A 12,143-nucleotide genomic window follows, 5' to 3' on the forward strand; every position below is an offset into this window, starting at 1 on the left:
CAGCCTTAAGGCGTGTAGCCGAGCAGCTCTTCCATTTCACCCATCTCGGCAGTTTGTACCTCGATCATTTCTTTCGCCATCTCGCGCAGCGGCTCGTACCCGCCGCGGTCCACCTCATCCTGCGTCATCTTGATCACGTGGTTGTGGTGGAAGTGCATCATCTCTAAAAACGCGGTGCGCAGCTCGTCGCCGCGAAGCGCCTCGAACTGCTCAAGCTGCTCCGGGTGAAACATGCCGTTGGCGATGTGGGTGGAGTGGTGCTCCATGTCCTTTTCAATGCCCCACTCGTCCGCCCAAGCGCGCATCTGCTCATTCTCGCGCTCCTGGCCGTCTTTGATGCGCTGTGCGAGGTCACGGACCTTAGCGTCGTCCACGTCCGAACCCAGCAGCACGTCCGACATGTCGATTGCCTGCTGGTGGTGCGGCACCATCATGCCCAGGAAGTGGACGTCGGTGCCGTTGTAGCCCGCCTGCCCGTCTGCGGAGGTGGAAGTCTCGGGGGTAAACGCGGCGCGTAGCGACGGCCCCGCGAACGTCAGCGTCAACGCCAGCGCCGCAATCACCGCAACCGCGATCCACAGCGGTTTCTTACTGGGGCGCATCTCTTCGAGTTCCGGATCATGCTCGGTCTGCGCATGCTCATTCGTCATTGGTATGCCCTTTCTGCTTTGCTTGATCGTAACCCAAAAACCGCGCCGACACACTGCGTTTTATGCAGCGTATCGGCGCGGTGAGAACGAAAACTCAGCTATACCGCCGTCGATTAGCGGTTGGCGAGAAGCTTCTGCAGCTCCTTGAGCTCGCTCTTGCGCTTGCGACCGTTGTACGCCTTGATGCTGATCAGAGCTGCGATACCGGCAACAACGCCGCCGATGACCTTCTGCACAGTGGGATCCTGCAGCCAGTTAGCGGCCTCAGACTTCGCGCTGCCGGCCAGGGTCTTCGGGTTGGTACGGTCCGCGAGCTCGTCCAGGGTGCTGGCGAGCTGGTTGCGGGTGCGCTCGAGGTCGCGCTCGATATCGTGAATGTCTCGTGCCACTTTGGGAAACTCCTACGTCTACGTTGACTTTTACAGACTCACGTCTTTTCGTCTCCACAGTAGTGTAAAACGGGGAAGCATGACTGAGTCGATGAGATTGGACAAGGGCGACACCGCCCCCGCTTTCACCCTGAAAAACGACCGCGGCGAAGACGTCTCGCTCGCCGACTTCGCTGGCCAGCGCGTCATCGTCTACTTCTACCCGAAGGCCAACACCCCCGGCTGCACCACCGAGGCATGCGACTTCACCGACAGCATGGAGCAGTTCCGCGACGCCTCTGTGACCGTGCTCGGCATCAGCCCCGACCCGGAGGACAAGCTGGCCAAGTTCCGCGCCGACCACGAGCTGGGAGTGGAGCTGCTCTCCGATCCGACGAAGGAGACGATGGAGGCCTACGGCGCCTTCGGCGAGAAGAAGAACTACGGCAAGGTGGTCCAAGGCGTGATCCGCTCGACGTTCCTGGTCAGCGTGGACGACGCCGGCAAGGGCACGATCGATCACGCCCAGTACAACGTCAAGGCCACTGGGCACGTGGGCCGCATCCTGCGCGACTGGGATATCTAACCCCCCGAAAAAGTGGTGCGCCCGGAGAGACTTGAACTCTCACGCCATAAGGCACTGGAACCTAAATCCAGCGCGTCTGCCAATTCCGCCACGGGCGCGTCAATCGTTGAATGTTACACCGCCTGCTGCGGCGGGCGGTAACCCATCGTTGCGCGGCATCAAACTTTCGTTTGGTGTTTGCGCGCTGCCGGGTAGACTGACCAGCTGTGAGCGAAGAGAACAAGGCAGTTGAGAGCGCTGAGACGGTGCCCCAACGCGAGCGCGTCCGCGTGCGCTGGTGGCACATCGTGCTGCTGATCGCAGCAGCCGTGACCTGTCTCCTGCTCGCCAACTGGCAGTGGGAGCGCTACCAGTCGGGCTCGGGAACGTTCCAAAACCTGGGATACGCCCTGCAGTGGCCGTGCTTCGCGGCGTTTTTCGTCTACGCCTACCGCGTGGGTATGCGCATGGAAAACGACAAGATCGACGCCGAAAACGCCAGCCTGACCATGGACGACCTCTACGAGGCCGACCTTGCCAAGTACGGCGAGGTGAAGGAACCCACGGCGATCGACGAGGACTTCCTCCCCTCTCGCCCCGAGCTGGACGTGGAGGAATACAACAAGCTTGTAGCCCCGCGCAGAAGAACGAACATTGAAGGTAAAGGTGAATCAGCATGACGCAGCCCGCCCCGCAGACCCAGCCCGCCCAGCCCGCGCGCATCCACCCGGAGCGCCAGCGCCGCGTGAAGCAGGCACTGCAATTCTTCACCGTCACCGCATGGATCACCGGTGTGCTGCTGCTCCTGCTCGTCGCGCGCATGATCATGCAGTACGGCTTGGACATGAACGTCGACTACCTGTCCTGGGTCGCCCGCGTGCACGGCTTCGCGTTCGTGGCGTTTTTGATGGCGTCGCTGAACCTCGGTTCTAAAGCCCGTTGGTCTGCGGGCACCTGGATCGCCACGGCCCTTTCGGGTGTGGTGCCGTTTATGTCCTTCGTCATTGAGGGTAAGCGCCGCAATGAAGTGAAAGAGAAGTTCCAGCTTTCCTAAGCACCAACAAAGGCCCGGCAGCACTCGTCTGCCGGGCCTTTTGCTTTGCGACGTCTACTTCTCGCCGGTCTTGGTCAGCACCATCACGCCGACCTTTTCAGCTGGCCCGTTGTCCGGGCTCAGCGTGAGGGTGTCGCCGCTGCGCTCGGCGTCGTATTCAAGGTCCTGGTGGGTCAGGGGATCCTCGAGCTTGAACTCCTTGTCGTCGCGCAGGCAGTTCGCCTCGTTGGTTTCACCGTCGGTCTCGGTCATCTGCCAGTCGCAGTCCTTGCCGTCGATAGTAATGGTGGCGTGGCCTCCACCCTTGCCTTCCTGGGTGGAGGTGATCTCGCCGGTCCACTCGCCGTCAAAATCGCCCTTCTGGCCGCAGCCGGTCAAAAGCGCGCCGGAGGCGAGAACAGTTCCTGCAAGTGCAATCGTCTTTTTCATCATTGCCCCACTGTAACGAATTGCGTCAGCGCAGGGCCGCAATGTGTGGGGCGAGCGCGCGAAGCGCCTTGCCGCGATGGGAGCGTGCGTTCTTCTCCTCAGGCGTGAGTTCGGCGGAGGAGCGACCCTCGGCATCGGCGGGTTGGAACAGCGGGTCGTAGCCGAAGCCGTTCTCGCCACGCGGCTCGCGCAGCAGTTCGCCCTCCCAGCGGCCCTCGGCGGTGAATTCCTGCCCGTCTGGGGCGGCCAGGGCACAGCAGGACACGAACGCGGCGGCTCGCTCGTTGATGTCCGCCATTTGGGCTAGCAAAAGGTCGTTGTTGGCCTGATCGTCGCCGTGGTTGCCGGACCAGCGGGCGGACAGGATGCCCGGCATGCCGTTGAGCGCCTTGACGGACAGGCCGGAATCGTCGGCAACGCAGGGCAAACCGGTGGCTTTTGCTCCGGCACGGGCCTTCAATAGGGCGTTGTCCACGAAGGTGAGTCCGTCTTCGACGGGGTCGGGGTACGGCGGAGCGTCGTGAAGCGAGACAAGCTCCACCCCTTCAATGTTGAGCTCGCGGAGCACCTGCTCGAGCTCGCGGACCTTACCTTGGTTCCTAGAGGCGACGAGGACTTTTACCATCCCAGCGCCGCCTTCTGCGCTGCGATGAGCTCCTCGCAGCCCTTGGCCGCGACATCCAGCATCTCACCGAGCTGCTCGCGGCCGAAAAGGCCGTGCTCGCCGGTGCCCTGAATCTCCACGAAGTTTCCGCCCTCCTGCATCACCACATTCAGGTCGACCTCGGCGCGGGAGTCCTCCTCGTAGGGCAGGTCCAGGCACACGTGGCCGTCGATAATGCCGGCGGAAACCGCGGCAATGGGCTTGAGCAGCGGTTCGCCCGGGACCACGCCGCGCTCTTTGAGCACCGCGATGGCGTCCGCGAGCGCGACATACGCGCCGGTGATGGAGGCGGTGCGGGTGCCGCCGTCGGCCTGCAGCACATCGCAGTCCAGCTGAATGGTGTTCTCGCCGAGCTGGCTTAAATCCACAGCTGCGCGAAGCGAGCGGCCCACCAGGCGCGAGATCTCGTGGGTGCGGCCTTTGACCTTGCCCTTCATGGACTCGCGCGGCATGCGGTCATGCGTTGCGGAAGGCAGCATGGCGTACTCGGCGGTCAGCCACCCCTCGCCAGAATCCTTCTTAAAGCGGGGCACACCCTCCTCCACGGAGGCGGTGCACATCACACGGGTGTTGCCGAACTCCACCAGCACGCTGCCGGCGGGGTTTGAGGTGAAGCCGCGGGTGATGCGCACGGGGCGCAGTTGATCGAAGGCGCGGCCGTCCAGGCGCGAAAAATCAGTCATGCCCCAAGCGTAACGCAGGCGCCTACAGCTCGAAGGTGGCGCCGGCGGTGCCCAGGACGATCTCGCCGTCGAACTCGGCGCGGGCGGCTGCGAGAACCTCCTCCGGGTCGGTCCACGGCTGGATGTGCACCAGCACCAGGGTTTGCACGTCGGCCTCACGGGCGATACGACCGGCCTCCTTGCCGGACAGGTGCATGCCCTCAGCCTTGCCCTCGGAGGTCGCGCCCCAGGCGGCTTCGCACAGGAAGAGGTCGGCGGCGCGGGCGGCGTCGATAAGCGTTGGCGCGAACCCGGAATCCCCGGAGAAGGTGATGACCTTGCCGGAGGCGTCCTCGATGCGCAGCGCGTGGGACTCCTGCGCCGGGTGGACCACATCAAACGGGGTGATGGTCAGCCCGCTGAGCTGCTCCGGCTGCCCGGTACGCCAGGTGGTGAACTCGAAGGTGTCCGAAAAGTCGTCCTGCTCCCCCGGCGCGTCCGCGCTCATGCGGCCCAGGTGCTCCGGCGCGTACGAGGGGCCGATCAGCCTGTGGCGCTGCTCCGCCGGGGCTGTGGGGTGGTAACGGCGCCACACAAGCAGCGACGGGAAGTCCGAGCAGTGATCGGCGTGGAGATGGCTGAAGATGACGTGCGCCGCAGACGGGTCGAACCGCTCCTGCATGGCGGCGAGCGCTCCCGGACCGAAGTCCATCACCACATCCGTTTCACCAGGCACGGAGATGACGTAGGAGGAAGCTGGGTTACCGGGCGCGGCCAGGCTCCCGGAGCACCCGAGGATGGTCAACTGCATGGACACACTCTGCCATGAATGGCGCACATTTTCCTAGTGAATTCTCAAATCGCGGCCCACGGCGTGCACCGGAGGTGCCAGGAAGCGGCGGGCAAGCGCGTCGAAGGTGTCAGGGTCTCCGGTGGATTCGAAGATGTGGGTGGGGGCGGACGTGCCGTCGTTAAGCATGTTGCCCTCAGTGAGTACTCGGAGCACATCCTTAGAGGTCTCCTCGGCCGAGGAGACGAGCGCGACCTCATCGCCGATGGCCAGCTGGATCACACCCGACAGCAGCGGGTAGTGGGTGCAGCCGAGCACGAGCGTGTCCACGCCCGCCTCGCGCAGTGGTGCCACGTAGCCGCTGGCGACCTCGAGGACCTCCCTGCCGGAGGTTTTGCCCTGCTCTACAAACGGCACGAACTCCGGGCATGCCTGGGCGGTGACCTCCAGGCCCGGGTGAATGGAAAACAGGTCCTGGTAGGCGCCGGACTTCACCGTGCCTTCGGTGCCGATCACGCCGATTTTCCTGTTGCGGGTGGTCGCGATCGCCCGGCGCACGGCCGGCTGGATCACCTCGATGACCGGGATGTCGTAGCGCTCGCGGGCGTCGTGCAAGAACGCGGCGGTGGCGGTGTTGCAGGCGATGACCAGCATCTTGCAGCCGCGCTCCACAAGCTCGTCGGCGATACGCTGAGAATGCGCGCGCACGTCCGCGATCGGCTGCGGGCCGTAGGGGCCGTGGGCGGTGTCGCCGATGTAGATCAGGGATTCGCCCGGCAGCTGGTCCATCACCGCACGGGCGACGGTCAGGCCGCCGACACCGGAATCGAAGAGCCCGATCGGTGCTGAATTTGGGTTGCCGGCGAAAGTATCCACGCCGGAAATCCTATCGCTGCCCTGGAGGCTGCAATGAACGCGCTTTGGCCTCGCGCTTCGCCACCAGCTCCGGCGGGTCGTCGGAGGTGATCACCATGCCAGCGATAAACCCGCCGATAGCGCCGAACAGGTGAGCCTGCCAGCTCACACCCTCCGTGCCCGGCAGCAGCCCGAAGATCAGGCCGGAGTAGAAAAAGCCGAGTACGACGCCGGTGATGATCTGGCTGATAGAGCGGTTGAAAAAGCCACGGATGATCAGATACGCCAACCAGCCGTACACCAGGCCGGACGCGCCGATGTGGTTCGTGCCCACACCACCCAGCAGCCAGGTGCCAAGGCCGCCGATGATCACCACAAACGTGGTGACCTCCCAGAACACCCGCTTACCCGAATACCCCACCAGGAACGCGAAAATTGCGCCGGGGATCGAGTTGGAGATGATGTGCTCCAGGTTCGCGTGCAACAGCGGCGAGGTGAAGATCAACGGCAGGGAAGACACGTCCAGCGGGTGGATGCCAAACGCCTGCAACCACGGGAACACCAGCTCCAGGATGAACACAACCCAGATCGTGGCAAGGAAGCCGCCGGCGAGCTTCAGGCCCGTGCTGCGCTGCGCCTTTCGCTTCGGCACCCGTTTGGTTCCGCGGGTTTGGTTGTATTGGGGCTGGCCGTTACGGCCCTGCTGCTGCGGGGTCGCGTACGGGTTGTACGGCTGGACGGGCTCGCTAAACGCCGGCTGCTGCCACTCCGGGTGCGAGAACGGTCGCTGGAACGGCTTCCCGTAACCCGGCTGCCCGGTCTGGCCGTAGCCCCAGCCCTCGGGGGTGTGGTTGTGTTCGCTCATCGTGGTTGGAGTCTAGCGGGTTCGCCGATTGTGGGCCGGGCTGTGGCGCGGCGGTGCTGCGCCTGTCTTTGCGTCAAACCCTGAGCATGGGATCCAGAGCATGGCCAGTTTTGGGCCATACTCTGGATCCCGTACTCAGGGTCTGCGGAGGGATGTGGGGAGGGGGTCTGCGGAGGGTCCTGCTGCGGTGGCCGACCGGAGGGCGTCGAAAAGCTGCGGGCGTACCAGCTAGCCCATGAGAGCTTCGAGGAGAGAGTCCTGGCAATAGGCCAACCAGTCGATCAGGCGCTGGCGGTCCTCGCGCGCGGCCTCGCTGCCGGAATCGTCCGCGGAGGCGTACAGGCGCATGTCGTTGAGCGCGGCGATGAACTGGTGGGCCTCGCCCTCTTCGATGGTCACTTCCACGCCGCCGGTGGGGCCGAGCGCGGCGTTGATCACCTGCAGGTTGACCAGCTTGGCCTTGATGATGTCGTTTTCGTGCAGGCTGCGCAGCAGGCCGTTGTCGCCGTCGAACTCCTCGTCGCCCTCGCGCTCGAAATCGGGCAGAAGGCGCGCCAGGCGCGGGTCCTCGGGCGCCTCGGTGTGCCCGGTGGCGACCCCGAGCATCTCCGCGAACTCGTCCTTCGGCGCGGACTGGGCGCGTGCGATCAGCGCCTCGGACACGGTGGCGGTGAGGTCGCCGATGACCTCGCGCTCCATCGGGTCGAAAACGGTGGTGTACTTCGGCGTCGAGCGCATCAGGCCCTTCTTCTTACGCCACGGCTGCATGAATCTCCCCTACCCTGCCTGCTGCATCGTGGCCCACAGGCCCGCGGTGTGCAGCTTCTTCACGTCGGTTTCCACCTTGTCCTTCTCGCCCGAGGACACCACGGCCTTGCCCTCGGTGTGGACCTGCATCATCAGCTCCGTGGCGCGCTTGCGGTCATACCCCAGCACGGTCTGGAACACGTAGGTGACGTAGCTCATCAGGTTCACTGGGTCGTCCCACACGATGCACAGCCACGGCAGGTTTTCGCTCGTGGCCACGTCCACGTCAAGGGCCTCGTCCAACTCCGGGGTTGCCAGCGGCGAACCCATGCGCTGCGCACGGCTGGCCGCAGGAAAATCGGCTGAGGAAAACATGTGCACCACCTTACCTTCTCGTACCAGCAGGGTACGCTGGCTCACCATGAACGACACTCCCACGCACTCCACCGGCACGCAGGGCTCCACCGCGTTTTTCACGGACATGTACGAGCTGACCATGCTCGACGCGGCGATAAAAGACGGCACCGCCCAGCGCGACTGTGTCTTCGAGGTCTTCGGCCGCCGCATGCCTAACGAGCGCCGCTACGGCGTGGTCGCCGGCACCGAGCGGGTGCTCGACGCGATCACCAAGTTCCGCTTCACCAAGGACCAGCTGGACACCGCGGACTTCCTCTCCCCTGAGGCGCGCGAGTACCTGGAAAACTACAAGTTCTCCGGGCAGATCGACGGCTACCGCGAGGGCGAACTGTACTTCCCGTACTCGCCGATCATGACGGTGCGCGGCACGTTCGCGGAGTGCGTGATCTTAGAGACGGTCCTTTTGTCCATCCTCAACTCCGATTCCGCCGTCGCCTCAGCAGCGTCGCGCATGGTCTCTGCCGCGGACGGACGCCCGATCATCGAGATGGGCTCGCGCCGCACCAACGAGCAGGCGGCCGTCTCCGCCGCGCGCGCGACCTACATCGCCGGCTTCAACGCCACCTCCAACATGGAGGCCTCCCTGCGCTACGGCATCCCCGCCTCCGGCACCTCCGCCCACTCCTGGACGCTGTTGCACGTGGACGAGGACGGCAACCCGGACGAGAAGGCCGCGTTCAAGGGCCAAATCGACTCCCTCGGGGTGGACACCACGCTGCTGGTGGACACCTACGACATCACCAAGGGCGTGGAAAACGCGCTCGAGGTCGGCGGCACCGAGCTGGGTGCGGTGCGCATCGACTCTGGCGATTTGGGCATCGTCTCTAGGCGGGTGCGCAAGCAGCTGGACGAAGCCGGGGCGTTCAACACCCGCATCATCGTCAGTTCTGACCTGGACGAATTCGCCATTGCTGGCCTGCGCGGCGATCCGGTGGACGGATTCGGCGTGGGCACCTCCGTGGTCACCGGCTCCGGCGCGCCCACCGCGGGCCTGGTGTACAAGCTGGTGGAGGTGGACGGCCACCCCGTGGCCAAGCGCTCCTCCGGCAAAGTCACCTACGGCGGCGGCAAGACCGCCCTGCGCGCGTACCGCTCCTCCGGCGTGGCCGTCGGCGAGGTTATCCACCCGCTCGGTGTGGACGTGCCGCGCAAGCCGAACCTGGAGTACCGCGAGATGACGGTGCCGCTGATCCGCGACGGCGAAATCGTGGACGGCCAGCCCGGCATCGAGGAGATCCGCGAGCTGCACGCGGCCGCCCGCAAGACGCTGCCGTGGGAGGGCCTGGCCCTATCGCGCGGCGAGGTGGCCATCCCGACGAAGTTCGTCGGCTTCCCGGAGCCCACCGAGTAGTCCGTGGCTGCAGACGAACCACTCACCCAGTCCACCACCGACCTGCTCGCCGCCGCGGTCGAGTCCCTCGGCGGCTCGCGCCGCCCCGGCCAGGTGAAGATGGCCAAGGCGGTGACCAACGCACTCGACTCCGAGCGCCACCTGGCTGTGCAGGCGGGCACGGGCACCGGCAAGTCCCTGGCCTACCTCGTCCCCGCCATCCGGCACGCCCAGGCGCACGGCACCATCGTGGTCGTCTCCACGGCGACGATTGCGCTGCAGCGGCAGCTGGTGGATAGGGATTTGCCCCGGCTGGCAGACGCGCTTGAGCCGCTGTTGCCTGAGCGCCCCACCTTCGCCATTCAGAAGGGCCGCAACAACTACCTGTGCAAGCACAAACTGATGCTGGATAACGCGCCTTCGGAGTCCCTCATCGAGGAAGAGGACCTGTCCTGGCTGGGTAAGCACGTCAAGCGCGTGTCCGAATGGGCGCAGGACACTGAGACGGGCGACCGCGACGATCTGGTCCCCGGCGTACCGGACATGGCGTGGCGGCAGGTGTCCGTGACCTCCAACGAGTGTCTGGGCGCGACCCGCTGCCCGCACGGCGAGGAGTGCTTCGCGGAGCTCGCCCGCGAGCGCACCAAGGACGTGGACATCGTGGTGACCAACCACGCGCTTTTGGCTATCGACGCGCTCGCGGACGTGGCCGTGCTGCCCGAGCACGACGCCGTGATCATCGACGAGGCCCACGAGCTCGACGGCCGCATCACCTCGGTCGCCACCTCCGAGATCTCCGCGCGTGCTCTGGCGATGGCCGCCCGCCGCGCCAGCAAGCTGGGGGCAGAGCGGGACACGCTGGAAAACGTCATCGACGACTTCACCGCAGCCATCGACCTGGAAGCCCCGGGGCGCTGGGAGGTCATCTCGGAGCCGGCCCGTGGCGCATTCGCCGCGCTTCGCGACGCGCTGTGGAAGACCCGCACCGCCATCTCGGACGCCCCACCCGGAGAGTCCGAGAACGACCCCGAGAAGTTCGCCGAACGCGCCAACCTGCGCAACCACCTCGAGGACCTGCACGACGCGGTGGTGCGCATCCTGGAGGTCTTCGACGAACCAGACCCAGCGAAGCACTCGGACGTGGTGTGGCTGACCCGCTCGGAGCGCTACGGCGACTCCGTGTCCGTCGCGCCCCTGTCCGTGGCGGGCCTGCTGCACGAGAGGCTCTTCGATGAGAAGACGGTGGTGCTCACATCAGCCACCTTGACCGTGGGCGGCAACTTCAACGCCATGGCCGCTTCCTGGGGCCTGCCGCAGGGCTCCTGGGACTCGCTCGACGCCGGCACGCCGTTCGATCCGCGCAAGTCCGGCATCCTCTACACCGCGCGCCACCTGCCCACCCCGGGCCGCGACGGGCTGTCCGCGGAGACGTTGGACGAGATCGCGGAGCTGATCACCGCCGCCGGCGGACGCACCCTCGGGCTGTTCTCCTCCCGCCGCGCCGCCGAGCAGGCCGCCGAAGCCATGCGCTCGCGCCTGCCCTTCGACATCCTGGCGCAGGGCGAGGACTCCACCGGCACGCTGGTGGACACGTTCGCCAAAAACGAGAACTCCTGCCTGTTTGGCACCCTCACCCTCTGGCAGGGCGTGGACGTGCCGGGCAGCGCGTGTTCGCTGGTGATCATCGATCGCATCCCCTTCCCCCGCCCCGACGATCCCCTGTTGCAGGCGCGCTCCAACGCCGCGGATGCCGCGGGCCGTTCCGGCTTCATGGAGGTTTCCGCCACGCACGCTTCCCTGCTCATGGCGCAGGGCGCGGGCAGACTATTGCGGTCTGTCGACGACCGCGGGGTCGTCGCCGTGCTAGACAACCGGTTGGTGACCAAGCGCTACGGCTCCTTCATCCGGCGCAGCCTCCCGGCGTTCTGGGACACCACGGACGCGGAAACAGTGCGCGGGGCGCTGCGCAGGCTCGTGGCTAAGCAATAGCAATCGCTGTGGTGGAGCCGGGCGCGACCTCGGTGAACCCCGCGTCGCGAACCGCCACCGTCTCGGGGCGCGCGGCGAGCTCGGCGAACTCCTCGCGGGGCAGCTCGCGAACGTTCAGCGGGAAGCCGGCTTGCGCCCACTGCTGCACCCAGGACGTCTCACGCGCGGCCGCGAGCAGCATCGAAGCGTGGCCGGCCTGCGCCGCGGCTTTGCCCGCAGACATCTGCAGCGACGTGTCAAGCGCGATAAGCGGCGCTTCTGAATCGAGCGGGAGCACCTCCCCCGGTTCTATCTCCGTGCCCTTGATCTGCAGCTTCGCAATCGAGTGCGGCACCTCAGAGACTGCCGAGGGGACAAACGCGCGCACACTGCCGACGGTGACCCCGGGCAACACCTGCACGTCGTCCCACGCCTTGTTGCGGGCGCGGCGGGCCACCTTGCGGATGCGGTGGGAGTACCAGGCGTCCAACGCGTCGCGCCAAAAGCCGTCCTCTCCCGCGCGCGGGTCCAGGCACACCGCCACGGCGGCGGGGGCGGCGTCTGCAAGCACCTGGTTGCGGCTCGGTGGATCCTGCTTGGGCAGGTTGATGGCCAGCTGCATCGCTTGCACGGTCTGCGGGTCTCTCGCGTCCTCGCTTCGGGCTTTGTAGTCGCCGGAGACTCGTTCTTGCAGGAGCTGGTGGGCGGCGGCGGTCATCTGTTCAGTCATCGGGGTCAGGGTACTCCGCAATTCCGGCTGGCTGAAACGACGAAAACCC

General features: G+C 65.7%; 16 protein-coding genes and 1 tRNA gene. 5 read left to right on the forward strand and 12 right to left on the reverse strand.

Annotation, left to right across the window (positions count from 1 at the left end; all coding sequences use genetic code 11):
- Positions 1 to 5: 5 nt before the first annotated feature.
- Entirely contained in the window at positions 6 to 650 is a 645-nt protein-coding gene (locus CIHUM_RS08825) for a DUF305 domain-containing protein (RefSeq protein WP_243427128.1), read from the reverse strand.
- 113 nt (positions 651 to 763) lie between these two features.
- Positions 764 to 1,039, reverse strand: coding sequence for a DUF3618 domain-containing protein (locus tag CIHUM_RS08830; RefSeq protein ID WP_034998105.1), 276 nt, complete (start codon positions 1,037 to 1,039; stop codon positions 764 to 766).
- A 79-nt stretch (positions 1,040 to 1,118) separates the two neighbouring features.
- On the opposite strand from CIHUM_RS08830, the gene bcp reads away from it, so the two are divergent.
- Entirely contained in the window at positions 1,119 to 1,604 is a 486-nt protein-coding gene (gene bcp / locus CIHUM_RS08835) for a thioredoxin-dependent thiol peroxidase (RefSeq protein ID WP_034998103.1), read from the forward strand.
- A gap of 13 nt (positions 1,605 to 1,617) precedes the next feature.
- Here bcp and CIHUM_RS08840 read toward each other — a convergent pair.
- Positions 1,618 to 1,702: transfer RNA gene (locus CIHUM_RS08840), tRNA-Leu, on the reverse strand.
- A gap of 108 nt (positions 1,703 to 1,810) precedes the next feature.
- On the opposite strand from CIHUM_RS08840, the gene CIHUM_RS08845 reads away from it, so the two are divergent.
- A complete protein-coding gene (locus CIHUM_RS08845; protein WP_187370374.1) occupies positions 1,811 to 2,263 on the forward strand; it encodes a hypothetical protein in 453 nt (150 codons plus the stop codon).
- Entirely contained in the window at positions 2,260 to 2,637 is a 378-nt protein-coding gene (locus CIHUM_RS08850) for a DUF3817 domain-containing protein (RefSeq protein ID WP_051106315.1), read from the forward strand. The genes CIHUM_RS08845 and CIHUM_RS08850 overlap by 4 nt, the downstream gene beginning before the upstream one ends.
- A gap of 54 nt (positions 2,638 to 2,691) precedes the next feature.
- On the opposite strand, the gene lptM is transcribed toward CIHUM_RS08850, so the two are convergent.
- The 8 genes from lptM to clpS form a co-directional block, all read right to left on the reverse strand.
- On the reverse strand, positions 2,692 to 3,069 hold the full coding sequence (gene lptM / locus CIHUM_RS08855) for an LPS translocon maturation chaperone LptM (RefSeq protein WP_034998101.1): 378 nt from the start codon (positions 3,067 to 3,069) through the stop codon (positions 2,692 to 2,694).
- Positions 3,070 to 3,091: 22 nt separating this feature from the next.
- A complete protein-coding gene (gene rdgB, locus CIHUM_RS08860; RefSeq protein WP_034998099.1) occupies positions 3,092 to 3,691 on the reverse strand; it encodes an RdgB/HAM1 family non-canonical purine NTP pyrophosphatase in 600 nt (199 codons plus the stop codon).
- Positions 3,685 to 4,413 (reverse strand): ribonuclease PH, encoded by a 729-nt coding sequence (gene rph, locus CIHUM_RS08865; protein WP_034998096.1) that lies wholly within the window; start codon positions 4,411 to 4,413, stop codon positions 3,685 to 3,687. Before rph ends, rdgB begins: the two co-directional genes overlap by 7 nt.
- A gap of 22 nt (positions 4,414 to 4,435) precedes the next feature.
- Positions 4,436 to 5,203, reverse strand: a complete 768-nt coding sequence (locus CIHUM_RS08870; RefSeq protein ID WP_034998094.1) for an MBL fold metallo-hydrolase — start codon at positions 5,201 to 5,203, stop codon at positions 4,436 to 4,438.
- Between the two features lie 33 nt (positions 5,204 to 5,236).
- Entirely contained in the window at positions 5,237 to 6,058 is an 822-nt protein-coding gene (gene murI / locus CIHUM_RS08875; protein ID WP_034998091.1) for a glutamate racemase, read from the reverse strand.
- Positions 6,059 to 6,068: 10 nt separating this feature from the next.
- On the reverse strand, positions 6,069 to 6,902 hold the full coding sequence (locus CIHUM_RS08880; RefSeq protein ID WP_081634390.1) for a rhomboid family intramembrane serine protease: 834 nt from the start codon (positions 6,900 to 6,902) through the stop codon (positions 6,069 to 6,071).
- 228 nt (positions 6,903 to 7,130) lie between these two features.
- Positions 7,131 to 7,670: a DUF2017 domain-containing protein gene (locus CIHUM_RS08885; protein WP_034998088.1), complete on the reverse strand. Its 540-nt coding sequence runs from the start codon at positions 7,668 to 7,670 to the stop codon at positions 7,131 to 7,133.
- A gap of 9 nt (positions 7,671 to 7,679) precedes the next feature.
- Complete coding sequence (gene clpS, locus CIHUM_RS08890) at positions 7,680 to 7,979, reverse strand: ATP-dependent Clp protease adapter ClpS (protein WP_034999101.1); 300 nt, start codon at positions 7,977 to 7,979, stop codon at positions 7,680 to 7,682.
- Between the two features lie 91 nt (positions 7,980 to 8,070).
- On the opposite strand from clpS, the gene CIHUM_RS08895 reads away from it, so the two are divergent.
- Complete coding sequence (locus tag CIHUM_RS08895; RefSeq protein WP_034998085.1) at positions 8,071 to 9,417, forward strand: nicotinate phosphoribosyltransferase; 1,347 nt, start codon at positions 8,071 to 8,073, stop codon at positions 9,415 to 9,417.
- 3 nt (positions 9,418 to 9,420) lie between these two features.
- On the forward strand, positions 9,421 to 11,385 hold the full coding sequence (locus tag CIHUM_RS08900) for an ATP-dependent DNA helicase (RefSeq protein ID WP_034998083.1): 1,965 nt from the start codon (positions 9,421 to 9,423) through the stop codon (positions 11,383 to 11,385).
- On the opposite strand, the gene CIHUM_RS08905 is transcribed toward CIHUM_RS08900, so the two are convergent.
- Positions 11,375 to 12,094 (reverse strand): peptidyl-tRNA hydrolase, encoded by a 720-nt coding sequence (locus tag CIHUM_RS08905; RefSeq protein ID WP_034998080.1) that lies wholly within the window; start codon positions 12,092 to 12,094, stop codon positions 11,375 to 11,377. The genes CIHUM_RS08900 and CIHUM_RS08905 overlap by 11 nt on opposite strands.
- Positions 12,095 to 12,143: the final 49 nt, after the last annotated feature.

This window comes from Corynebacterium ihumii (genome assembly GCF_028609825.1).
In the GTDB taxonomy this organism is placed as follows: Bacteria; Actinomycetota; Actinomycetes; order Mycobacteriales; family Mycobacteriaceae; genus Corynebacterium; species Corynebacterium afermentans.